At 70.9% G+C, this 23,904-nt stretch carries 15 protein-coding genes; 10 read left to right on the forward strand and 5 right to left on the reverse strand.

Annotated elements, in window-relative coordinates:
* Positions 1–94 precede the first annotated feature (94 nt).
* Positions 95–1,618 carry an amino acid permease gene (locus R2B38_RS32350; protein ID WP_318019362.1) on the forward strand — a complete coding sequence of 508 codons (1,524 nt, stop codon included), beginning with the start codon at positions 95–97 and terminating at the stop codon, positions 1,616–1,618.
* Positions 1,619–1,692: 74 nt separating this feature from the next.
* On the opposite strand, the gene R2B38_RS32355 is transcribed toward R2B38_RS32350, so the two are convergent.
* The gene (locus R2B38_RS32355) at positions 1,693–2,064 is read right to left on the reverse strand and encodes an NTP pyrophosphohydrolase (RefSeq protein ID WP_318019363.1); all 372 of its coding nucleotides are present in this window, start codon (positions 2,062–2,064) and stop codon (positions 1,693–1,695) included.
* A 68-nt stretch (positions 2,065–2,132) separates the two neighbouring features.
* On the opposite strand from R2B38_RS32355, the gene R2B38_RS32360 reads away from it, so the two are divergent.
* Positions 2,133–3,152, forward strand: a complete 1,020-nt coding sequence (locus tag R2B38_RS32360; RefSeq protein WP_318019364.1) for a hypothetical protein — start codon at positions 2,133–2,135, stop codon at positions 3,150–3,152.
* Positions 3,153–3,263: 111 nt separating this feature from the next.
* Here R2B38_RS32360 and R2B38_RS32365 read toward each other — a convergent pair whose 3' ends face one another.
* Positions 3,264–4,373: an LCP family protein gene (locus R2B38_RS32365; RefSeq protein WP_318019365.1), complete on the reverse strand. Its 1,110-nt coding sequence runs from the start codon at positions 4,371–4,373 to the stop codon at positions 3,264–3,266.
* 291 nt (positions 4,374–4,664) lie between these two features.
* Between R2B38_RS32365 and R2B38_RS32370 the strand changes: the two genes are divergently transcribed.
* The 8 genes from R2B38_RS32370 to R2B38_RS32405 all read left to right on the forward strand — a co-directional run bounded on the left by R2B38_RS32370 (position 4,665) and on the right by R2B38_RS32405 (position 18,753).
* Positions 4,665–5,783, forward strand: a complete 1,119-nt coding sequence (locus tag R2B38_RS32370; protein ID WP_318019366.1) for a hypothetical protein — start codon at positions 4,665–4,667, stop codon at positions 5,781–5,783.
* 377 nt (positions 5,784–6,160) lie between these two features.
* Positions 6,161–7,732 (forward strand): hypothetical protein, encoded by a 1,572-nt coding sequence (locus R2B38_RS32375; protein ID WP_318019367.1) that lies wholly within the window; start codon positions 6,161–6,163, stop codon positions 7,730–7,732.
* A gap of 886 nt (positions 7,733–8,618) precedes the next feature.
* A complete protein-coding gene (locus R2B38_RS51375; protein WP_411978515.1) occupies positions 8,619–10,190 on the forward strand; it encodes a CDP-alcohol phosphatidyltransferase family protein in 1,572 nt (523 codons plus the stop codon).
* Positions 10,187–14,758, forward strand: a complete 4,572-nt coding sequence (locus R2B38_RS32385) for a glycosyltransferase (protein ID WP_318019368.1) — start codon at positions 10,187–10,189, stop codon at positions 14,756–14,758. Before R2B38_RS51375 ends, R2B38_RS32385 begins: the two co-directional genes overlap by 4 nt.
* A 1-nt stretch (position 14,759) precedes the next feature.
* Positions 14,760–15,572, forward strand: a complete 813-nt coding sequence (locus R2B38_RS32390; RefSeq protein WP_318019369.1) for a rhamnogalacturonan acetylesterase — start codon at positions 14,760–14,762, stop codon at positions 15,570–15,572.
* Positions 15,569–16,297, forward strand: coding sequence for a hypothetical protein (locus R2B38_RS32395; RefSeq protein WP_318019370.1), 729 nt, complete (start codon positions 15,569–15,571; stop codon positions 16,295–16,297). Before R2B38_RS32390 ends, R2B38_RS32395 begins: the two co-directional genes overlap by 4 nt.
* Positions 16,290–17,459: a phosphodiester glycosidase family protein gene (locus tag R2B38_RS32400; protein WP_318019371.1), complete on the forward strand. Its 1,170-nt coding sequence runs from the start codon at positions 16,290–16,292 to the stop codon at positions 17,457–17,459. Before R2B38_RS32395 ends, R2B38_RS32400 begins: the two co-directional genes overlap by 8 nt.
* A 49-nt stretch (positions 17,460–17,508) precedes the next feature.
* Positions 17,509–18,753 (forward strand): phospholipase D-like domain-containing protein, encoded by a 1,245-nt coding sequence (locus tag R2B38_RS32405; RefSeq protein WP_318019372.1) that lies wholly within the window; start codon positions 17,509–17,511, stop codon positions 18,751–18,753.
* Between the two features lie 85 nt (positions 18,754–18,838).
* Here the strand turns inward: R2B38_RS32405 and R2B38_RS32410 are convergent, their stop codons facing one another.
* The 3 genes from R2B38_RS32410 to R2B38_RS32420 all read right to left on the reverse strand — a co-directional run bounded on the left by R2B38_RS32410 (position 18,839) and on the right by R2B38_RS32420 (position 23,738).
* Positions 18,839–20,968 (reverse strand): 3-hydroxyacyl-CoA dehydrogenase NAD-binding domain-containing protein, encoded by a 2,130-nt coding sequence (locus R2B38_RS32410; protein ID WP_318019373.1) that lies wholly within the window; start codon positions 20,966–20,968, stop codon positions 18,839–18,841.
* Positions 20,965–22,182 carry a thiolase family protein gene (locus R2B38_RS32415; RefSeq protein WP_033285033.1) on the reverse strand — a complete coding sequence of 406 codons (1,218 nt, stop codon included), beginning with the start codon at positions 22,180–22,182 and terminating at the stop codon, positions 20,965–20,967. Before R2B38_RS32415 ends, R2B38_RS32410 begins: the two co-directional genes overlap by 4 nt.
* A 278-nt stretch (positions 22,183–22,460) precedes the next feature.
* Positions 22,461–23,738, reverse strand: a complete 1,278-nt coding sequence (locus R2B38_RS32420) for a ribonuclease D (protein ID WP_318019374.1) — start codon at positions 23,736–23,738, stop codon at positions 22,461–22,463.
* Positions 23,739–23,904 lie beyond the last annotated feature (166 nt).

Here is a 23,904-nt window from a genome sequence, read left to right on the forward strand (position 1 = left end):
AGCGGTCCGTTCGCGTGAACCCGCCCGCGTCGGGGCATACGCACCACGCCCCCTCTCGATCATGTCGAGGACGCCAAGCGTGGGAGGTACACCCGTGAGCAGCACACTCTTCCGGACGAAGAGAGTCGAACAGTCCATCAAGGACACCGAGGAACCCGAGCACGCGCTCAAAAAATCCCTGTCGGCCCTGGATCTCACCGTGTTCGGCGTCGGTGTCGTCATCGGCACCGGCATCTTCGTCCTCACCGGCACGGCCGCCAAGAACACCGCCGGTCCCGCGGTCGCCCTGTCCTTCGTCGTGGCCGGCGTCGTCTGTGCCCTCGCGGCGCTCTGCTACGCCGAGTTCGCGTCCACGGTGCCGGTCGCGGGCTCCGCGTACACCTTCTCGTACGCCTCGCTCGGCGAGTTCCCCGCCTGGATCATCGGCTGGGACCTGGTCCTCGAACTCGCCCTGGGCACGGCGGTGGTGGCCGTCGGCTGGTCCGGGTACATCCACTCGCTGCTGGACAACGCGGGCTGGCATCTGCCCGAGGCGCTCAGCGGGCGGGACGGCGCGCACGGCTTCGGCTTCGACATCCTCGCCGCCGCGCTCGTCCTCGTCCTCACGGCGATCCTCGTCCTCGGCATGAAGCTCTCCGCGCGGGTCACCTCGGTCGTCGTCGCCATCAAGGTCGCCGTCGTCCTCGTGGTGATCGTCGCCGGCGCCTTCTTCATCAAGGGCGACAACTACAAGCCCTTCATCCCCAAGTCGCAGGCGGTGGAGGCGGGCGGCAACCTCAAAGCCCCGCTGATCCAGCTGATGTTCGGCTGGGCGCCCTCCAACTTCGGGGTCATGGGCATCTTCACCGCCGCCTCGGTGGTCTTCTTCGCGTTCATCGGCTTCGACGTCGTCGCCACCGCCGCCGAGGAGACCCGCAACCCGCAGCGGGACGTGCCGCGCGGCATCCTCGGCTCACTGATCATCTGCACCACGCTGTACGTCGCCGTCGCGGTCGTCGTGACCGGCATGCAGAAGTACAGCTCGCTGTCGATCGACGCACCGCTCGCCGACGCGTTCAAGGCCACCGGACACCCGTGGTTCGCGGGCCTGATCAGCTTCGGCGCGGCGATCGGCCTGACGACGGTGTGCATGATCCTGCTCCTGGGCCAGGCCCGCGTCTTCTTCGCGATGAGCCGCGACGGCCTCCTGCCCCGCTTCTTCTCCCACGTCCACCCGCGCTTCCGCACCCCCTACCGCCCGACCATCCTCCTCGGCGTGATCATCGCGATCGTCTCGGGCTTCACGAGCCTCAGCGAGCTGGCCGAACTGGTCAACATCGGCACGCTGTTCGCGTTCATCGTGGTCGCGATCGGCGTGGTCATCCTCAGGAAGCGGCGCCCGGACCTCCCCCGCTCCTTCCGCACCCCGCTGGTCCCGGCCCTCCCGATCGTCTCGGTCCTGGCCTCCCTCTGGCTGATGCTCAACCTCCCCGCCGAGACCTGGCTCCGCTTCGCCATCTGGATGGCGATCGGCTTCCTCGTCTACTACTTCTACGGCCGCACACACAGCCGCCTGGGCCTGCAACAGGCCGAGGAGGCGGGCGAGTCCACCACACCGTCGAGCGGAAACGCCTCGTAGACCGCCCCAGTTGACCGCCGGCCCGGTAAGTCCCCCTCAGCGCGCGGGAGTTGCCGGGCCGCGTGCCGTCCAGGTCAGCCCCGTACGCTCCGCGGCCCCGTGACCTCCGCGCCCAACTCCGTGACCCTGCGCCGGAGTTCGCGGTCCGCCGTGACCACCAGGCACGGGCGGCCGGCGGCTTCGGTGACGAGTTCGACCATGCGGTCGTCGCCGCTGGCGGGGGCCGAGTCCACGTGTACGCCCGGGACGGAGGTCACGCCGCGGGCCGCGCCCTCCACGACGAGGACGAGTTCCACGGGGTCCGTGCGGCCCGGCAGGCCGTCGCTCGCGAGCCGGTCGCGGAGGCGTTCGGCGGCGCCCTTGCGGTCGCGCCACCAGCCGTCGGGGACCGACCCGACGACGTTGGCGCCGTCGACGATCACGAGCAGGGGAGTGTCCTCGTCCATGGGGCAAGGGTCGCACGCGGGCGGGGGGTGCCCCGCGCGGAAGTGCCCGCCCCAATTACAGTGAACCGGTGAACGGCGACTGGCTCATACGCGGCCGCGACGGCCGGCTCAGTGTGTATCTGCCCTCGGGCGAAGCCGTCCTGTGCCGGGCGGAACGCGGCCCCGGCGGCCTCTGGAGCGCCCCGCGCACGGTCGGCGGCGACCAGAAGCTGCACCCCGGGCAGCTCGGCATCGGACAGGGCGCGGACGGCTACGCCCACCTGGTGTCCTGGCGCCCCACCCGGGCCGGCGAGTCCGGACTGGTCCACTCCACGCACTTCCGGCCCCGGCTCGCGGCCCTCGACTGGAGCCCGATCGGCCACCCGGACAAGAAGGGCGACCGCACCGGAGTACCGTCGATCGCGGTCGACGCGGAGGGCCGGGCCCATGTCTTCGTGCGCAACGCGGAGGGCGGTGTCAGCCTCCTGGCCCAACGGGAGAAGGGCGGCTGGGACCCGTGGCGCGACCTCAAGGGGAGCGACGTCCACGAGGACCTGGCGGCGGTGACGGGGGAGTCCGGCACGGTCGAGCTGTACGCGGCGGTACCGGGCGCCATCCTGCACTGGCGCCAGGAGGAGCCGGGCCAACAGCCGGTGCTGGAGGAGGCGATGGAGGCCGCCGTCCGCCCCGGCACACTCCGGGCCCTGGCCACCTCCCCGTCGAGCACCACCCTCTTCTACACGGACGACTCCGGCGACCTCTGCGTCTGGCGCCCCGGCGCCAAGCCGATCACCCTTCTCCCCTCGGCCGGCCCCGGCCCGGTCTCCGCCGTCCGCTGCGAACTCGACGGCTACGACTGCACGTTGCTCGCTCAGCGCTCCGCGAGCGGCCGGGTCGCCTTCGCCGCGTATCCCACGGAACAGGAGACGGCGGGCGCCTGGTGGACCGAGTCGGGGCCCCAACTCCCGGCGGACGCCGAGGTGTCGCTGACGCTGGACGAGGACGAGCGGGTGGCCGCGGCGACGGTGTCGCCGTCCACCGGTCAACTGCTCGTCACCCGGCGGAAGGAGGAGGCGGGGCTGGCGCTGGAGGCCTGGCGGGAGGTCTGAGTGACCGCGCCGGGCCCGTCGATCAGTTGGGATCCAGGCCCGCCGATCAGCCGTGGACGAACGGCAGTTGGCCCGTCCACGGCATCCGTTCCGGGCGTCCGTGCCGTCCCGTCAGGACGAAGTCCCGCCCGTGGCAGGGGACTTCTTCGCGGACTCGGGGATCGTCGAGTCGGTGCGGAGGGCCTTCCACAGCGTCGTCGCCTGCGGCTCCGCCGCGATCACCCGGTTCGGGTCGACCTTGTCGTACGCCACCGGGAGCATGATCGTCTCCATGGTGGACGGGTTGACGCCGTTCAGGCTGCGGCCGAACTCCGCGAGCTTGGTGAGGGAGGCGAGTTCGGAGTCGGTGGTGAGCGCGGCGGTGAGCTGGTCGGCGATCTTGTACGCCTTGACGGGGCTGCCCAGCAGGTCCTGCTTCTGTATCTCGGTGAGCAGGGCCAGCATGAACTTCTGCTGGAGACCGATCCGGCCGAGGTCGCTGCCGTCGCCGATGCCGTGCCGGGTGCGGACGAACTCGAGGGACTGGGTGCCGTTCAGCTTGTGGGTGCCCGCCTTCAGGTCGAGGCCGCTGGAGGTGTCGTGGATGTCCTGGTCGACGGTGACGGTCACGCCGCCTATCGCGTCCACCAGGTCCTTGAAGCCGGCGAAGTCGACCTCGACGTAGTGGTCCATGCGGATCCCGGACATCTGCTCCACGGTCTTCACCACACAGGCCGGACCGACCTGGGAGTAGATGGAGTTGAACATCACGCGCTTCGCCGACGCGACCGAGGAGCCGTTCGACTTGGTGCACTCCGGGCGGGTCACCAGGGTGTCACGCGGGATGCTGATCGCGACGGCCTTCTTGCGGCCCTCGGGTATGTGCATCACCAGCGCGGTGTCCGAACGGGCGCCGGAGACGTTGCCGGTGTTCAGCTTCGCGTTGGCGCCGGCGCGTGAGTCGGAGCCCAGGATCAGGATGTTCTGCCCCGAGGTGGGCAGTTTCTCCGGCCGGTCGTCGCCGATCGCCTTGTCGATGTCGACGCCCTTGATGTTGCCGTCGATCCCGCTGTAGAGCCAGTACGCGGTACCCGCTCCGGCGAGGACCAGGACGGCCAGGGAGAGCAGGATCCAGCGGCCGGTGCGACGCTTGCCGGTGCGTCCGCGCTTGCGTCCTCGCCCGCCGCCGCGCCGCGAGGGCGTGTCGGAATCGCTGTGCTGGGGCGTCGAGACATGGCTCATCCTGCTTCGAGTCCTCGTGGGTCGAGCCCCAAAGGCGGGGCGGTGGTGTGGCGTGAGGACTCGGGTGGGGGGTGAGGGCCGGTCCGCGTGCTGCCTGAACGTTTCCGCACTATAGGCAGAGGATCTGCCGATCATGCATGCAAGGTGATCCAGTTGTAAACACAAAGCCAACAAATAGTATGCAGCTGCCGCTGTGACCGATCACGCCTGATCGCGCTTGATCACGACCGATCGTCGACCGCGGGTGACCGCGGGCCAACGGGGGCCGCGGGGGAAGGACGACGACGGATCATGCGGGCCAGTACCGCGCGCGACAACGAGCGACGGCAGCCGACGGCCGAGCCCGGTCGGCCCGTCCGGGACGACCGGCGCCACGCCGTGCTGTCCGGACCCTGGCTGCTGCCCGGGCACGACGGCCGGCTCCTGGCGTTCGCGCACGTCGACGGCGCCGTCCTGCGCTGGACGGAGAGCACCCCCGGCGGCCCCCACTGGCTCGGCCCGGACGTCCTGCCCGCCAGGAACGTCACCTCGCTCACCGTGGTCCAGGGCCGCAACCGCTACGCCCATCTGCTCGGCCGCCGGGTGCGCGGCGACGGCACGGAACCCCTCGCGGTGGACCTGGTCTACGCGATCCAGTACCAGACGGGCCGTCCGCTGAGCGAGTGGCGCTCGGCCGGCAACCCCCTTGCGCAGCGCGGGCGTTCGGCGCAGACCGGGCTGCCGGCCGCGGCGGTCGACACGGCCGGCGCGCTGCACGTGTTCGCGCCGACCTCCGAGGGCCGCGTCTTCCTGCGCCGCGAGGACGCCCAGGGCCGCTGGCAGCCCTGGCTCGATCTGAAGACCCGGGCGTGCCCGGACACCCCGGCCGCGGTCGCCACCTCCACCGGGCACGTCGAACTCCTGGTGCCCGGCCCCGCCGCGGCCCTGACCTGGTACCAGGCGCGGCCCGGCGCCGCCCCGGAACCCGGTCACGACCTCGGGGTGGTCGCACTGCCCGGCTCCGTAACCGGCCTGGAGACAGCACCGGGCCGGGTCACGTACTACCTGACCGATGCGGCCGGCGGCGGGATCGTCGCCGTACGCGCGGGCGACTGGCCGGTGCCGGTGGGCGGCAACCCCGGCGACGGACGGCACGCGGCCCTCGCGACCACCGTCGACGGCCACCCCTGCACGGCGCTCGCCCACCGCGACGCCGACGGCCGGATCGTGGTCGGCCTGTGCCCCACCGAGGGCGAGCGCTACGGCGTGTGGTGGACCGACACCGGAACCCCCTGCCTGGGCGACCCCGCCCTCGCCCAGGACGCGTACGGCCGGGTCGTCGTACTCGCGGCGGCGCCCGACGGCACGGTGACCCTGGCCCGCCAGACCGAGGGGCCGGGGCTGACGCTCGGCGAGTGGGTCCGGCTGTGAGGGAGGGGTGTGGCGAGGCGATGAGACGCGGATCCGACCGAGGTGCGGGCACCGCTGGCGCTGACGTGCGGCCGGGCTGTGGCCGTACGGTCGCCGTGGTCGTCCAGGGCATAGCGGACGCGGCGGGGCTGACGTTCGGCGAGTGGGTCCGGCTATGAGGGATGGGTGTGAGGACGCGATGGCCCGCGAATCCGACCGAGGTGCGGCGGGCCGCGGACGTGCGGTCGCCGTGGTCGTCCAGGGCATCGCGGGCACGGCGGGGTTCGTCGTCCTGTCGGAGCGACGGGCCGGGGCTGACGCCCGGCGAGTGGGTCCGGCTGTGAGTCCGGACACGAGACCGTGCCGGGGCGCGCTCCCGCACAGGCGGGTGTGAGGCCATGACACGCAGAACCGACCGAGGAGCGGGCGCTGTCGCCGACTCCCCGCAGGGCCGCGGCCACACGGTCGCCGTGGTCGTACCGGAACCCGCGGACGCGGCACGGCTCGTCGAACTCCAGCCGCCCGGCGCCGAGATCGCCGTCGTCTGCCTGCGCGCCGGCGCCAAGGACGGCAGGGCCGCGCTGGACCGGTCCCTCACCGCGAGCGACGGCCGGGCGGTCGCCGGTCCCCGGGTGCTCGGCGTCGACGGCACCGACGATCCGGCGACCGTCGCCGCGCTGCTCGACGCGCTGGGCGACATCGCCCCGGACCGGCTGCACACCCTGGACCCCGACCCTGTCCACAGTTCCTTCGACAAGGCCACCGGCACACCGGCGTACGACGTGCCGGCCGCGCACGCCGAGACGGCGGCCGGGGTGCTCGCCGCCGCCCGCGCCTGGCAGACGGAGACGGGTCGACCGCTGTCCGTCGACTGCCATCGCGCGCTGTCCGACCTCCGGTTCGGCCTCGACGCCTGCCGCCGCTATCCAACGCCGGTGAACTGGCTGTCCGCCGGATTCGACGGCCGGCTCACCGCCTTCCTGCCTACGGCCGCCGGAGTGGTGCGCAACTGGCAGGACGCGCAAGGCCGTTGGAGCGGACCGGAGGTCGTCGAGGGACCCGGCCTGCTCCCGGGGCTGCTCGTGCTGCCGGACCCGCGGGGCCTCCCGCACCTGTTCGCGCTGCGCCGTACGCCCCGCGGTGACGGCGGGGTGGACGTCGAGGTCGTGCACGCGGCGCAGTACCGCACCGGCCCCGGCTCGCTCACCCCCTGGCACTCGCTCGGCGGACCGAACGCGGCCGACTGGCGCCGGGGGCGCGCGGTGGGTTTCCCCGCCGCCGCCTTCGACGGGGCGGGCACCCTATTCGTGTTCGTCCGCAACTTCGGGCACAGCATCAGCTGGCGCTGCCGCCCGGCCGACGGACGCTGGACGGCGTGGCAGCACCTGGGCGGCGCCCGGGTCGCGGACGACCTCGTCGCGGTGACCGCCCCGCACGGCGGGGTCGAGGTCTACGGCCGGCTGCGCGACACCGCGGGCGTGGTCCGCTGGTCCCCGGGCCACGACGGAACCTGGACCGAGGACCGCACGCTCCCCTTCGCGCCCCGCCCCGGCACGCTGGCACCCGCCCCCGAACCGGGCCTCGTGCTCTTCCGCGACCTCCACACCGGCGAGGCCGTCGCCTGGTCCTCCGCCGCCCGGACCGTCCTGCCGCTCGGTGCCCCGGAGGGCACCGGCCCCCTCGCCACCGCACGGGGCGTCGACCTGGACGGCTGGTCCTACTCCGTGCTCCTCACCTCGGGGACGGACGGCACCGGTCGGGTGGGCGCGTACCCCGAAGGCCGACCCGACACAGGTACCTGGTGGCAGGACCTGGGAACACCGACACACACCACACCCGCGGCCACGGTCACCCGAACCGGCCGCCTCACCGCGGCCGCCTGGGCACCGGGCGGCGAACTCGTCCTGGCCCACCGCGAGGAACGGCCGGGCGCGCTGGCTTTCGGCGCGTGGCACGCGGCGCGCGGCTGACGGAGCGGGCTGGCGGAGTGTGGTGACGGAGCGGGCTGGCGGAGTGTGGTGACGGAGCGGGCTGGCGGAGTGTGGTGACGGAGCGGGCTGGCGGAGTGTGGTGACGGAGCGGGCTGGCGGAGTGTGCTGACGGAGCGGGCTGGCGGAGTGTGCTGACCGAGCGGGCCGACCGAGCGCGCTGACGGCGTGGGCAGACTGGGCGAGTTGACCGAGCAGGCGGACCCGTTCGCTCCGATTGCCGTCCGCGGGAACGTCCGTCCGCACCCATGGTCACCCGCACCGCCCGGCTCACCGCGGCGGTGTGGTCACCGGGCGGGGAACTCGTCCTGGCCCACCGTGAGGAACGGCCGGGCGGAAGAAGGGCGGACCCGTTCGCTCCGATTGCCGTCCGGGGAAGTCAGCCCGCGGCCACGGTCACTGCACCGGCCACCTCACCGTGCCGGCCCGGGCACCGGGCAGCGAACTCTTCCTGAGCCACCGAGAGGATCGCCCCGGCGCTCGCTTTCAGCACATGACGCCCGTCACGCGGCGGACCGAGCCGACGCCCGAGCGGGCGGACCCGCCCCCTCCGATTGCCGCCCCGCGAAAGTGGATGGCTTGATTCCAACCTGTGAACGCCCAGCCGACGTTCACTGTGTCCTGTCATTCACCGGAGCTTGTCGACGTTGTGAAAAGTAAAGATCACAAATGGTTGCACAGGAAACTTGTGATGTAAGTCGCGCCCAACAGCAGGTCAACGCGCGTCGACGGGATGGTGATGCGTTGTTAAAGTTCAGGTCGCTCATGTGATCGACCTGTGAAACCTCGGGTCCACCTGTGAGCGCCCGGGGGCGCACCATGGCGGCCGTGGGGCACTTTGTCCTGTCTCACGTCCAACTGAGGGGTTATGGCCAGGCTTTCGCTCAGGGCTGTCCAAAAACTGACCTGCAAGAAGCGCGACGCCTGGTGGACGGTCTTCCTCGTGGACCCCGTCGCCACTCGCATGCTGCTGGTGTTCGCCCGCTTCCGGTTCATCACCCCGAACCGGGTCACCTGGGCCGCGCTCTTCATCGGACTGGCGTCCGCGGGCTTCTTCCTGGAGGGTGACCGCCGCTCCCTGCTCATCGGCGCCCTGCTCTACCACCTGAGCTTCATCCTCGACTGCATCGACGGAAAGCTGGCCCGCCTCAAGGGCAACGGCACCGTCTTCGGCGGCTGGCTCGACTACGTCTTCGACCGCATCCGCGTCCTGTTCTGCGCCCTCGCCCTGATGGGCGGCCAGTTCCTGCGCACGGACGACGAGCGCTTCCTGCTCGCCGCCCTGGCCGTGGTCTTCCTCGACATGCTGAGGTACGTCGACGCGCTGCAGATCTACAAGATGCGCATGTCGATGCGGACCAAGATCGAGAAGGTCACGAAGAGCCGCGCCGAGGCCGACCGCGTCGAGCGCGAGGCCCAGGAGGAGGCCGAGCGCACCCGCCAGGAGGACGCCCGAGCCCATGCCGACGGCACCCGCCAGACCGGCCGAACCCATCCGACGGGCGACGGGCGGACCCATCCGACGGGCGACGGCCGGACCTATCCGACAGACCCCGGCCGGACCTACCCGACGGATCCCGGCCGCGCCGACCGGACGGACCTCGGCCGGACCTACCCGGCGGATCCCGGCCGCGCCGACCGGACAGACCTCGGCCGCACCCACCCGTCAGACCCCAGCCGTACCCACCCAGAGCACACCAACCACCCCCACCCCGCACCCCCCACCGCCCAGGACCCCGCCCACCCGGAGCACCCCGAACCCCCCGCCCCCCAGGTCGTCTTCATGGAAGACCTGCTCCGCGACAACCCCAGCCGCTCCGCCGAAGCCCTCCGCGAGGAGTCCGGCGCGGCCAACGTGATCGACCTGCACGAGCAGTTCCGCGACCGCTTCCCCTGGTACATCCGGGTCCGCCGGGCGATGCTGCACACCCGGGTCCGCCCGCACCTGATCAGCGGCATCGAGTTCCAGATGTTCGTCTTCATCGTCGGCCCGCTGATCGGCCGGATCCTGTGGACGACCGTCGTCTCGGCGGCCCTGCTGATGCTGTTCGAGCTCGTGATCATGTACAAGTTCTGGCTCTCCACCCGTGACTTCACCCGCGTCATGGAGGAGCTCGACCCCACGCCCACCACCGCCGGCACCATCGCCCCCCAGCTGCACAAGGGCCGCCACCGGCACCGCCGGGCCGTGGAGGACGCCCTCCTCGAAGACGAGCGCTACCGGGCGCCGGGGCCGGAGGAGAATCCTTTCTTCCAGCCCTATCCCCAGCCGCAGTTCCACCAGCTCGACCCCGAGGAGGCCCGTGACCTCCCGGGCATCCCGACCCCTCGCGGTGAATCGCCGGACGTGCTGACCCAGCCGATCCGGATCCGTCCCTTCTCCAAGCCCACCTGGGCGGACGCAGGGGCGGAGGCCGAGCACGAGGGTCGCGGCCGATGACCATGCCGAACCCGCCGTACACGGAGACGTCGTTCACGGAGACGCCGTACACGGAGACGTCGTACGGCAGCGGCCCCCTGGCCCCCGCCCGCGACGCCCACGTCGACACGATCTCGTACGCGGACCCGTCCCTGTACACCGTCACCGTCGTCGTGGCGGCCTACAACGCGAGCGCCACCCTCGACCGCGCGCTGCGCTCCGCGTTGAACCAGACCCACCGCAACGTCGAGGTCGTCGTCGTGGACGACGCCTCCACCGACGGGACCCTCGCCGTCGCCCAGGGGTACGCCCAGCGCGACCCCCGGGTGCGGATCGTGGCCCGCGGGCAGAACAGCGGCGGTGTCGGCGCGCCCCGCAACAACGGCATCGAGTGCGCCTCCGGCCAGTACCTGACGTTCCTCGACGCCGATGACGAACTCCCGCACAAGGCGTGCGAGACGCTGCTCGCCTCCGCGCTGGCCACCGGCGCCGAGATCACCGCCGGCCGGGCGCTGCGCGTCAACCTCGCCAAGGACGAGACCACCGTCTGGCAGCCGCAGCTCTACGGCACCGACCGCACGGTGAGCGGCGGACTCGCCGCGATGCCCGAGCTGTTCGACGACCCGATCGCCGCCGCCAAGCTGTACCGCGTCGACTTCCTGCACCACAACGGCATCCGCTTCCCCGAGGGCGTCTACTTCGAGGACACCTACTTCTCCACCGTCGCCGGCCTGTGCGCGCGTACCGTCACGCTGCTCGCGGCGCCCGTCTACCGCTGGATGTGGGAGCGCGAGACGGACACCCCCTCCATCACCAACCGGCGCGGCGAACTGCGCAGCATCCGCGACCGGGTCCGGGTGCACCGGTGGGCCGACGAGTTCCTCGACCGGCACGGCGCCCGGGAGCTCGTCGCGCACAAGGCGGCCAAGTTCCTCTCCCACGACCTGCGCCTGTACACCCCCGAACTGCGCGCGGGCGACGACGCGTTCCGCGACGGCTTCGTCCAGGCCGTCGCCCCCTATCTGCGTTCGCTCCCGCCGGAGACCTACGACCTGTGCGGCCCGCTGGAGCGGGTGCGCGCCTTCGGGCTGATGCACGGGCGGGTCGACGTGGCGCTGTCCGTCGCCGACTACACCCAGCGGCGCAGCGTGCTCAGCTCCGACCTGGTCGAGCGGGACGGCAAGGTCCACTGGTCGGGCTCCCTGCTCGGCCGCCCGCACGCCGAGCGCTTCCTCGACGTCACCGACCTCGACCTGACCGGCACCACGCTGGGCGACGCCCGGCTGCACAACCAGGCGACCCGGGTGGAGATCCGCGACGACGAACTCCACGTCACCGGATACATCCGCAACCAGTTCGGCCGGGTCCGCCCCAAGGACAAGGTCGAGCTCACCGCCGTACTGCGCCGCCGCAGCCCCAAGACCGACCACACCTTCAAGGTCACCGGTGTCGAGGTCGACGACGAGTACATCCGCTACCACACCACCGTCGACCTGGCCGAGACCCTCGGCAAGGCCGACCGGTCCGCCGTCTGGAACCTCTTCGTCCAGATCCGGCACGCCGGACAGCGCGCGACCACCACCGTGTGCATCCGCGGCCTCGACGTCGAGCAGGAGCGCTACACCGACGGCGGGACGACGTACGAGATCTACGAGACCGTCAGCGGCAACCTCGCGCTGCGGCCCGAGACCAGCGAGCAGCGGGTCAAGGCCGATCCGCGCGGCACCCCGTGGCTGTGGTGGGCGGACCGGCGGCTGCCCGAGCCGTTCGCCCCGCCGGAACGCCCCGGCGCCGCGGTCGTCGTGCACTGCCACAACGACGAGTACAACCTGTACGAGTTCCTCAGCTCGCTCGCCGCCCAGCGCGACTTCGAGCACACCCAGGTGGTCCTGGTCGACGACGGCTCGACCGACAGCACCCCGGGACACCTCGCCAACTTCGCCGCGCACTACCCCAACACCCGGGTCGTGACCCAGGTCTCCATGGGCATGCGCGCCGCCTTCGACAACGGCCTGCGCCATGTCGCCGCGCCCTACGTCCTGTTCACCCGCGCCCGCGACATCCTCGGCGAGGACAGCGTCAGCCGGCTGCTGAGCACCGCCCGCAAGGCCGAGGCCGACGTCGTGGTGGGCGACCCCGACAACTTCCCCGGGCCGCGCCGGGGCGACGACGAGCCGTGGAAGCGGTACTTCGGCAAGAAGGCCGACACGGTCACGAAACTGGACGACGCCCCCTACCTGGTCTTCTCCACCGGTCTCGGCGCGAAGCTCCTGAAGACCTCACTGGTACGCGACCAGCGGCTGCGGGCCGGCGCCGGACCCGGCTACGAGGACGCCTGGCTCGCCGTACCCGCCCTGCTGCACGCCACCCGGGTCACCACCGCGCCGGGTGCCACCTGCTACGAGCGCGACCAGGGCCGTAGCGACTCGCTGTTCGACGTGCCGTGGAACGACGCGGTCAAGGCGCAGGAGCTGATCCGGCTCTGCAAGCACCTCCTCAAGCGCACCGCCCCGCTCGACGCCCGCACCCGGCGCCTCGCGCAGCGGTTCGTGGTGCGCACCTTCCAGCCGTATCTGCGCAATCTGCACCGGATCATGAGCCGGGCCGAACTCGCCGCGATCTTCCCGGCGTTGTACGAGGTCTACGCCGAGATACCCGACGACCTGATCCTGCAGTACGCCGTGGCCGCGCAGTCCCGGCTGCAGCACCACGCCGTGCGCACCGGCAACCTCGACCTGTTCTGCGAGCCGCACGGCAGGCCCGAGTACCAGCCCTACCTGAACATCGACGACCAGGGCCTGTACCGCAGGCTGGCCGGCGACCGGGTGGAGACCGCGCTGCTGCGCACCGACCGGCAGAAGGCGGTGCTGGAGACCTGCCAGGTCGACCCGTACCGGATCACCTTCGAGGGCCTGCTCGTGCTGACCGGCGTCGACATCTCCCACCGCTTCGCCAACCGCGTCGAACTCGTCCTGAGCGACGGCCGTACCGAGCGCGCGCTCGCCGTCGAGCAGGTCTACCGGCGCGACCGCTGGCGCACCCGCAACGAACAGGACTGGTTCTCCGGCTGGCGCGCGACCGCCCGGCCCGAGGACTTCGCCGCCCTGAACAACAAGGACCTCAGCCTCACCCTGCGCGTCCACGACGGCGACCGGCACCTCGACACCGCCGTCGACGCCCGCCAGATGCTGCACCGCTTCAAGGGCACCCACCGGGCCGGCCGCGCCACCGTGACCCTCGCCATCGACTCCGACGAGAAGATCACCCTGCGCCGCGTCGCCGGCCTCGGCAGCCGCGTCCGGCACAGACTCGTGCGTTTCCGCCGGGAGTTCAGGGCCGCCCTGCCCGGCCGCCCCGGCTGGCGCACCCGCCTCCTGTACTGGATCTGGCACCCCTGGCTGCGCGGCAAGGACATCTGGATCATCGGCGAGCGCGAGGACACCGCGCAGGACAACTCGTACCACCTCTTCAAGTGGATCCGGCAGCACGAGCCGAGGCGCAAGGTCTACTACGCCATCAACGGCAACGCCCCCGACCGCGCCAAACTGGGGCCCCGCGGCCGCGTCATCGACCGGCTCTCCTGGAAGTACCGCGTCTACCTGCTGCACGCCAAGCGGCTCATCAACGCCTATGACCTGGAGGCCTACTTGGGCTTCCCCGGCCTGTCCAAGCGCGCCTTCCTCACCGGCTACGGCGATCTGCTGCGCTACAAGCGGGTCTTCCTCCAGCACGGCGTGGTCTACAACGACGTCGCCCCCTCCATCCACGCCCAGGTCACCAACGTCGACCTGGTCCTCACCACGGGCCGCAGCGAACGCGCCTACTACGCCGAGCACTGCGGCTACGGCTACGACCGCGTCGCCGCCACCGGGCTGCCCCGCTTCGACGCGCTGGAACCCGTCGAGGGAGTGCGCCGTGTGCTGGTCATGCCCACCTGGCGCCGGGACATCGTGGCCCCCTCCTACAACAAGGCCGCCAAGCCGGAGATCCCCTTCGCGGCCTCCGAGTACTACCGCTTCTTCTCCGCGCTGCTGCGCGACGAGCGGCTGCTCAAGACGCTCCAACACCACGACGTGGAGCTGGAGTTCATGCCGCACTACGAGATCCGGCCCTACCTCAAGCACTTCCGCGTCGACCACCCGTCCATCACGGTCTCCACCACCGGCCGGGACGTACAGCTGGCGATGCGCGAGTGCTCGATGCTCGTCACCGACTACTCGTCGGTCTTCTTCGACGTCGCCTACATGGGCAAGCCCATCGTCTACACCAACTTCGACGACGAGGCCTTCTACAGCAAGCACTACAAGCGCGGCTACTTCGACCTGGCCCGCGACGGCTTCGGCCCCACCTGCGCCACCGTCGAGCAGGCCGTCGACGAGATCGTCGGCTCCATCGAACGGGGCTTCCGGATGGAGCCCAAGTACACGGCGCGCGCCGAGGAGTTCTTCGTGCTGCGCGACACCCACAACTGCGAGCGCGCCTTCGACGTGATCGACGCCATGGACGTCTCCGTCGTCGGCGACCCGGGCCGCCCGTCCGCGCCCCTGGTCATGGGGCGCCCCGAGGACCACCAGCACGGAAGGGGATGACATGCGGCACCCGAGGATCTTCCTCGCCGGCGACTCCAGCGTGACCAGCCGGCCGCTGAGCATGGCACCGATGGTCGGCTGGGGCCAGGTGCTCCACCTGTTCGTCCGCGCCGCCGAGGTCGTCAACGCGGCCCGCGCGGGCTCCAGTTCGCGCAGTTTCCTGGAACGCGGGCGGCTCGCCTGGATCCTGGAGAACATCGCCCCCGGCGACCTCCTCCTGATCTCCTTCGGCCTGATCGACATGAAGCCGGGCGACGGCCGTTTCACCGAACCCTTCGGTGACTTCCAGCGGTTCCTGCGCCAGTACGCGCACGGCGCCCGTGAGCGCGGCGCGCACCCCGTGTTCGTCACCAGCCACGAGCGCCGGGTCTTCGACGACCACGGCAACATGCGCCGCCCCCTCGGCCTCTACCCGGGCGCCATGCGGGAGTTGGCGGCGGGCATGTCCGTACCGCTGCTCGACCTCAACGAGTGGAGCGTCGGCTGGTGGCGGCAGGCCGGCCCGCAGGGCACCAAGGACCTCTTCCTCTACCTGGACCCCGCCGAACACCCCAACTACCCCGACGGCATTGCCGACAACACCCATCTGCGCGGCCAAGGAGCCCTGGAATGCGCCCGGTTCGTGGCCGGCGAACTGCGCGCGCAGTCCCTGCTCACCCCGGAGTACTTCCGCAACCTCGACGCCAACATCCCTGAGACAGCTGTCGAGTTCCTCGACGACGACGTCTTCGAGCGGCTCACCAAGGAGCGCGTCGGTGCCGTCCCCGCGCAGCGCGACCGCGGCGCACTGGTGGAGAGCGGGGCCCTGCGATGAGCGACTGGTACCCGCTCGCCCGCGCCTGGGTGACCCATCCGCAGGCCCCGCAGATCGGCGGCACCCTCGAACTCTTCGCCGACGCCGACCCGGCCCAACCGGTCGCCCCCGGGCAGGAGTTCGCCCTCACCCTGGTCGTCACCCCCACCGGCGGCGCCTACCGCACCTACGGCTATCTCCTCGACGACTTCCTCGGCGGCGTCGCCACCATGGTCAACCACCAGGGCACCAGCCACCTCACCAACGGCCGCTACGCCACCTACGCGAGCGACGCCGAACCCCGCACCGTCACCTGCCGCATCCGCGTGGGCGACAACGCGGCCGAGGGCGCGGTGCTGCTGCCCCGCATCATCGTCGGCCTGATGCCCGCCCAGGGCGACAAACTCATTCCCTCCACGGCCGTCTCGGACGCGGGCTTCCGCGTACGGCGGCACTGGCTCCCGGGCCAGAGCATGACCCTGCGCCCCGGCGGCCGGGCGGTACTGCCCGCCGGCCACAGCCCGGTCCCCGGCCTGCGCTTCATGGGCGTGGGCCTGGCACAGCACGGGATGCTCACGTGCAGGTCCGACGGCAGCGTGACCTATCAGGCGGACCACGACCACCTGGGCTACGACCGCTTCGAGCTGGCCTTCGAGGACGAGCTCGGACACCGGGTGTGGTCCGAAGTCACCGTCCACATAGGCGACTTCGGGGTATCGCCGGGCGCGCTGCCGACATATGGGTAGCGGTCGCACGGGCACTCTCGCCGCCGCCCTGCTCGCCCTGACCCTCATGGGCTGCACGGCGACGGCACCCCCTTCGGTGTCGTCCGGCCCCGCCGCGTCCCCGACTCCCTCCGGGCTCCCCACCGGCGTGCGGTACCGGGAACTCACCGAGCGGCTCGGGGACGGTGAGCCGGTGCGGCTGTACGTCCTCGACATCGCGCCCGACGCCCGGGTACGGGTGACGGGCCTGCACGGCTCCGACCTGGCCGGCTCCGAGACGGTCCGCTCGATGGCCGCCTCCGCCGGGGCGATCGCCGCCGTCAACGGCACCTACTACGACATCTCCACCGGACGCGACTACGCCGGTTACGAGGGCGACCCGCTCGGCCTGTACGTCGAGAACGGCCGCGTGCTGAGCGAGGCACTGCCCGGCCGCCCCGCGCTCCTGCTCGGCGAGGACGCCGGACGGCTCACCGCGCGCGTGGCCGACACCTCCACCACCGGCACAGTGCGTGCGGCCGACGGGGCGCACCGCGAACTCGACGGCGTCGACCGGGTCGCGGGCCGCGTTCCCGACGAGATCGTCTCCTTCACCGAGGAGTGGGGCGCTGATGCTCCGTCAGAACCCTTCGGCAGTACGGAGGTTCTGCTCGCCGCCGACGGAACCGTCCTCGGCACCCGCACCCCGGCGGGCGGACCGCTGCCCAGGGGCGGGAGTTCGCTCTACGGAATCGGCGGCGGCGCCACCTGGCTGCGGGCGCACGCGAGGAAGGGCGAGCACATCGCCGTGTCGACGCGGCTCACCGGTGCGCCGGCCCGGGGGACGGTGGACACCGCGCTCGGCGGCAGCGCGTGGCTGGTGCGCGACGGCGCCCTCGACCAGGACGTGGCCCGGCTCGGCACCGGCCGCGAACCCCGCACCGCCGCCGGTGTCACGGCGGACGGCACCCTGCTCCTGGTCGCGATCGACGGCCGGGCGAAGGGCGTCAGCGCCGGTGCGACACCCACCGAGGCGGGGCGACTGCTGCTGTCCCTCGGCGCGGTCGACGCGCTCAACCTCGACGGCGGCGGCTCCACCACGGTCGTCGTGGACGGAGAACTCCGCAACAGCCCCCGAAGCACCGACAACGGACCCGTGACCGAACGCCGGGTCGCCGACGGAATCGCGATCCTGCCGAAATGACGGCGACCCGGGGGAGATCAACCGTCAACTACCCATAGGAGAAGGATCCTTGAGGATACGCACCTGGATCGCCACGGTCGCCACAACCGCGGCGATCGCCACCCTGCCGAGCACCGCCCACGCCGACGACACACCACTCGTCACCACCGGCCCCGTCTTCAACGACCCCTCGGGCGACGCCACCGCCCAGAAGGAGATCCTCACGAAGATCGGCCGGCTGGCGCAGGGGGCGACCGCCGGGTCCCGGATCAGGGTGTCGATCTACCTGATGTGGTCGCAGTGGATCGCCGACGAACTCGTCAAGGCGGCCGCACGCGGCGTCTCCGTCCAGGTGATCGCCGACTCGGACAGCAACAGCACCGCGTACACCTCGCTGAAGAACGCCCTCGGCACCGACACCACCGCCGACTCCTGGGTCCTCACCTGCCCCCAGGACTCCGCCTGCCTGTCCCGCGACCCGAACCCCGACGACGCGTACACCACCGTCAACCACAACAAGTTCTTCCTGTTCAGCGAGACCACCGGCACCTCGGCGAGCGGCGCCACCCCGGTCCGGGACGTGGTCCTGCAGACCTCCTCGAACCTCACCGGCGACGATCTGACCCTCGCGTGGAACGACGCCATGGTCGTCGTCGGCAACAGCGCCCTCCACCAGGCCTACGCCGACTACTTCGAGGACCTGCGGGCCGCCGGGAGCGGTGAGACCGCACAGGTCGCGGACTACCCGGTGGAGACCCAGGCCGGCGTCGCCAAGCTGTATCTCTTCCCGCGCGCGAGCGCCGACCCGATCGTCAACATCCTCAGCACCGTGGACGACCCGGTCGGCACCAACGCCGTCTGCCACGGCAACTCCACCGGCTACGGCACCTCCGACGGCCGCACGGTCATCCGGATCGCCATGCACCAGATCAGCCGGCTCGCGGTCGCCAAGAAGCTCTGGGAGCTGGACAACGCGGGCTGCTACGTCGACGTCGTGTACCACTGGCTGGACGAGGCGGGCTCGGGCGCCGTGGCCGCGCAGCTGGCGGCCCCGACCGCGTACGGCGGCATCGCGCTGCACCGGATGGACGAGAACACCGACGGCTTCTACACCCACAGCAAGTACCTTCTGGTGGAAGGCACTTACAAGGGACAGGCCGACCAGAAGATCGTCTGGACCGGCAGCCACACGTACACCGTGCGCGCGCTCCAGGGCAACGACGAGGCCCTGCTGAAGTACGACGACCCGGCCGTGCACGACGCCTACCGCCTCAACTTCTGGCACCAGCGCTCCGCCGCCGACGTGGCGCCGTGACCGCCCGAAGCACGTTCGACGCATGAGAAGAGGGCCCCCGCCCGAAAGCGGAGGCCCTCCCCAAGTCACGTCCGTACGGCGGTGGTTACGCCGGAACGCTGGCCACACCCGGCGCCAGGAACGGCTTGCCGTTGACCCGCTCCGACACACCCACCCGGTCCAGGTACGGCGTGATGCCGCCCAGGTGGAAGGGCCAGCCGGCGCCCGTGATCAGGCACAGGTCGATGTCCTGCGCCTCGGCCACGACACCCTCGTCGAGCATCAGGCCGATCTCCTGCGCGACCGCGTCCAGCACCCGGTCCCGCACCTGCGCCTCGGTCAGCACGGAGTCGCCCTGCTGGAGCAACGCCGCGACCTCGGGGTCGAGTTCGGGCTTCCCGCTGTCGTAGACGTAGAAGCCGCGCTTGCCCGCCTTGACGACGGCCGCGAGGTTCGGGGAGACCGTGAAACGGTCGGGGAAGGCCCGGTTGAGGGTCTCCGAGACGTGCAGCCCGATGGCCGGACCGACCAACTCCAGCAGAACCAGCGGGGACATGGGCAGCCCGAGCGGTTCCACGGCCTTCTCGGCGACGGCGACCGGGGTGCCCTCGTCGATGACGTTCTGGATCTCGCCCATGAAGCGGGTGAGGATGCGGTTGACGACGAACGCCGGGGCGTCCTTCACCAACACCGCTGTCTTCTTCAGCTTCTTGGCCACCGCGAACGCGGTCGCGAGCGAGGCGTCGTCCGTCTGCTCACCGCGCACGATCTCCAACAGGGGAAGAATCGCCACGGGGTTGAAGAAGTGGAAGCCCACGACCCGCTCGGGGTTCTTGAGCTTCGATGCCATCTCGCTCACCGACAGCGAGGAGGTGTTGGTGGCGAGGATCGCGTGCGCCGGGGCGACCGCCTCGACCTCCGCGAACACCTGCTGCTTGACGCCGATCTCCTCGAAGACGGCCTCGATGATGAAGTCGGCGTCGGAGAAGCCCTCGGCCTTGTCCAGCACACCGGTCACCAGGGCCGTGAGGCGGTTGGCCTTGTCCTGGTTGATACGGCCCTTGCCGAGCAGCTTCTCGATCTCGGCGTGGACATAGCCCACACCCTTGTCGACGCGCTCCTGGTCGATGTCCGTGAGGACGACCGGTACTTCGAGACGGCGCAGGAAGAGCAGGGCGAGCTGCGAGGCCATCAGACCGGCGCCGACCACACCCACCTTGGTGACCGGACGCGCCAGCGACTTGTCGGGCGCACCCGCAGGACGCTTGCCGCGCTTCTGCACGAGGTTGAACGCGTAGATACCGGCGCGGAGTTCGCCACCCATGATCAGGTCGGCGAGCGCCAAGTCCTCGGCGTCGTAGCCCTGTTGGAGGTCGCCGTTCTTCGCGGCCCCGATGATGTCGAGGGCGCGGTAGGCGGCCGGGGCCGCGCCGTGCACCTTGGAGTCGGCGACGAAACGGCCCTTGGCGACGGCCTGGTCCCAGGCCTCGCCGCGGTCGATCGCCGGACGCTCGACCTTGATGTCGCCCTTGAGGACGCTCGCCGTCCAGATCAGGGACTGCTCCAGGAAGTCGGCGCCCTCGAAGAGCGCGTCGGCGATCCCGAGGTCGAAGACCTGCTGGCCCTTGAGCTGCTTGTTCTGGTTCAGGCTGTTCTCGATGATCACCGAGACGGCCTTCTCCGCGCCGATCAGGTTCGGCAGCAGCGTGCAGCCGCCCCAGCCGGGGACCAGGCCGAGGAAGACCTCGGGCAGCGAGAACGCCGCGATGTGCTTCGACACCGTGCGGTACTCGCAGTGCAGACCGACCTCGACACCGCCGCCCATGGCCGCGCCGTTGTAGTACGTGAAGGTCGGGACCGCGATGTCCGCGAGGCGCTTGAAGACCTCGTGGCCGCCCTTGCCGATGGCGAGCGCGTCGTCGTGGTTCTTGAGGAGCTCGACGCCCTTGAGGTCCGCGCCGACGGCGAAGACGAACGGCTTGCCGGTGATGCCGACACCGACGATCTCGCCGGCCGCCGCCTCCTTCTCGACCTGGTCGATGGCGGTGTTCAGGTTCGCCAGCGAGGCCGGGCCGAAGGTGGTCGGCTTGGTGTGGTCGAAGCCGTTGTCCAGCGTGATGAGCGCGAACCGCCCGGCGCCGTACGGCAGTTCGAGGTGGCGGACGTGCGCGGACGTCACGACCTCGTCCGGGAACAGCTCGGCCGCACCCTTCAGAAGCTCGGTGGTGGTGCTCACTTGTCCCCCTCGAAGTGCGGGTTCTCCCAGATGACCGTGGCGCCCATGCCGAAGCCGACGCACATCGTCGTCAGGCCGTAGCGGACGTTCGGCTGCTCCTCGAACTGACGGGCCAGCTGCGTCATCAGGCGTACGCCCGACGAGGCCAGCGGGTGACCGAAGGCGATCGCGCCGCCGTACTGGTTGACGCGCTCGTCGTCGTCCGCGATGCCGTAGTGGTCGAGGAAGGCCAGCACCTGGACGGCGAAAGCCTCGTTGACCTCGAAGAGGTTGATGTCCTCGATACCGAGACCCGCCTTGGCGAGCGCCTTCTCGGTCGCCGGGATCGGGCCGTAGCCCATGACCTCCGGCTCGACGCCCGCGAAGGCGTACGACACGAGACGCATCTTCACCGGCAGGTTGTGCTCGCGCGCGAAGTCCTCGCTGGCGATGATCGAAGCGGTGGCGCCGTCGTTCAGCCCGGCCGCGTTGCCGGCGGTGACCCGCCCGTGCACACGGAACGGCGTCTTCAGACCGGCCAGGTTCTCGAGGGTCGTCCCCGGGCGCATCGGCTCGTCGGCGGTCACCAGACCCCAACCCACCTCGCCCACCTGCTCGTTGGTGTTGCGCACCGAGATCGGCACCAGGTCCTGCTGGATCTTGCCGTTGGCGTACGCCTTCGCGGCCTTCTCCTGCGAACGCACCGCGTACTCGTCGGCGCGCTGCTTGGTGATGTGCGGGTAGCGGTCGTGCAGGTTCTCCGCGGTCATGCCCATGAACAGCGCGGAGTCGTCGACCAGCTTCTCGCTCACGAACCGCGGGTTCGGGTCCACGCCCTCGCCCATGGGGTGGCGGCCCATGTGCTCGACACCACCGGCGATGACGGCGTCGTAGGCACCGAAGGCGATGGAGCCCGCGGTGGTCGTGACGGCGGTCAGCGCGCCCGCACACATGCGGTCGATCGAGTAGCCGGGCACCGACTGGGGCAGCCCGGCGAGAATGCCCGCGGTCCGCCCCAGGGTCAGACCCTGGTCACCGATCTGCGTGGTCGCGGCGATGGCGACCTCGTCGATCTTCGCGGGGTCGAGTCCGGGGTTCCGGCGCAGCAGCTCCCGGATCGCCTTCACAACGAGGTCGTCGGCCCGGGTCTCGTGGTAGATGCCCTTCGGGCCCGCCTTGCCGAACGGGGTGCGGACGCCGTCGACGAAGACGACGTCCCTGACGGTACGAGGCACGATTGGCTCTCCTCCAGGGTGCGGGATCGGCACTGCCGCGATGCGCTGAGCGCGCGCTCAGTACCCATGCTACTTGCGGGTAACCAACCTGCCCACCCCCGGGGCCGGGAGCGGCGAACGTCACACCCCGCCCGCGCCCGGTTCCCTGCGCACCGGCTGAGGATCTTGGCCTGATCTCGACGCCGAGGTTCCGCTTCCGGGCCCTTTTGCTTTTAGGGGCGCGGGGAACTGCGCGACCAGCCACAACGGACCCGCACCCGCAAAACAACGCACAACCCCTACGGCGCCTTCGCGGTCAAAGCCTCCACCAAAACCGGCGCAACCTGCTCAACCTGCCAAGCCCGAGCCCCATACCCGGCAAGCGCGGCCCCCACAGACTCCACATCCACATGCTTCGGCGGCTCCCAGCAAACCCGCCGCACGGTATCCGGAGTAATGAGGTTCTCCTGAGGCATGTTGAGCCCCTCGGCCACCGCCGACACCGCAGCCCGCGCCGCAGACAACCGAGCCGCAGCCTCAGGATCCTTGTCGGCCCAAGCGCGGGGCGGCGGCGGCCCGGTAACCGGCTGCCCAGGCTGCGGCAACGCCGAGTCGGGAAGGGCCTTGGCCCGATCAACGGCCGCCTGCCACTGCTCCAGCTGCCGCCGCCCCATCCGATGCCCGAACCCGTTCAACGCGGCAAGAGCCTGCACGTCAACAGGGAGAGAGAGCGCCGCCTCCACGATCGCCGCGTCCGACAGCACCTTCCCCGGAGACACATCCCGCCGCTGCGCGATCCGGTCCCGCGTCTGCCACAGCTCCCGCACGACACCGAGCTGCCGGCGCCGCCGTACCTTGTGCATCCCGGACGTACGACGCCACGGATCCTTGCGGGGTTCGGCGGGCGGCGCCGCCGCGATCGCGTCGAACTCCTGGCGGGCCCAGTCCAGCTTGCCCTGCCGGTCGAGTTCCTTCTCCAGCGCGTCCCGCAGATCGACGAGGAGTTCGACGTCGAGGGCGGCGTAGCGCAGCCAGGGTTCGGGCAGCGGGCGGGTGGACCAGTCGACGGCGGAGTGCCCCTTCTCCAGGACGAAACCGAGCACGCCCTCGACCATCGCGCCCAGTCCGACCCGCGGGAACCCGGCGAGCCGACCCGCCAGCTCGGTGTCGAAGAGCCGCGTCGGCACCATGCCTATCTCGCGCAGACACGGCAGGTCCTGGGTGGCGGCGTGCAGTACCCACTCGACGCCGGAGACGGCCTCACCGAGGCCCGACAGGTCGGGGCAGGCCACGGGGTCGATCAGTGCGGTGCCGGCGCCCTCACGGCGCAGCTGAACCAGATAGGCGCGCTGTCCGTAGCGGTAGCCGGACGCGCGCTCGGCGTCGACGGCCACGGGACCCGTGCCGGCGGCGAAGGCCGCGATCACCTCGGCGAGGGCGTCCTCGTCGGCGATCACGGGCGGAATGCCCTCCCGGGGCTCGAGCAATGGGATCGGCGCCGTTTCGACGTCGTCCGGAGGGGCGCCTCCGGTGGTTCGCAGTGAGCTGTCTGCTGCGGTTTCTTGGGCGTCGGTCACCTGTCAAGGGTATCCGTGTATGGACAACGCCCGCCGACGGAACGTTCCGTCGACGGGCGTCTGGGGGTCGTAAACCAGTCAGGTAAGTGAAAGATCCGGTTCACGGCTCGAAGGGGGAGCGGGAAAGGGAGTGGGACGGAGAGCGGAAGGGGATGTGGGGACGGGG

Origin of the sequence: Streptomyces sp. N50 (genome assembly GCF_033335955.1) — a bacterium.
Classification (GTDB): Bacteria; Actinomycetota; Actinomycetes; order Streptomycetales; family Streptomycetaceae; genus Streptomyces.

Excerpts from the sequence above, each read along its gene's own strand:
- R2B38_RS32365 (WP_318019365.1), bottom strand. The coding sequence starts at position 4,373 with ATGAGCCATGTCTCGACGCCCCAGCACAGCGATTCCGACACGCCCTCG.
- R2B38_RS32390 (WP_318019369.1), top strand. The coding sequence starts at position 14,760 with ATGCGGCACCCGAGGATCTTCCTCGCCGGCGACTCCAGCGTGACCAGC.
- R2B38_RS32395 (WP_318019370.1), top strand. The coding sequence starts at position 15,569 with ATGAGCGACTGGTACCCGCTCGCCCGCGCCTGGGTGACCCATCCGCAG.
- R2B38_RS51375 (WP_411978515.1), top strand. The coding sequence starts at position 8,619 with ATGGCCAGGCTTTCGCTCAGGGCTGTCCAAAAACTGACCTGCAAGAAG.
- R2B38_RS32370 (WP_318019366.1), top strand. The coding sequence starts at position 4,665 with ATGCGGGCCAGTACCGCGCGCGACAACGAGCGACGGCAGCCGACGGCC.
- R2B38_RS32385 (WP_318019368.1), top strand. The coding sequence starts at position 10,187 with ATGACCATGCCGAACCCGCCGTACACGGAGACGTCGTTCACGGAGACG.
- R2B38_RS32355 (WP_318019363.1), bottom strand. The coding sequence starts at position 2,064 with ATGGACGAGGACACTCCCCTGCTCGTGATCGTCGACGGCGCCAACGTC.
- R2B38_RS32375 (WP_318019367.1), top strand. The coding sequence starts at position 6,161 with ATGACACGCAGAACCGACCGAGGAGCGGGCGCTGTCGCCGACTCCCCG.
- R2B38_RS32400 (WP_318019371.1), top strand. The coding sequence starts at position 16,290 with ATGGGTAGCGGTCGCACGGGCACTCTCGCCGCCGCCCTGCTCGCCCTG.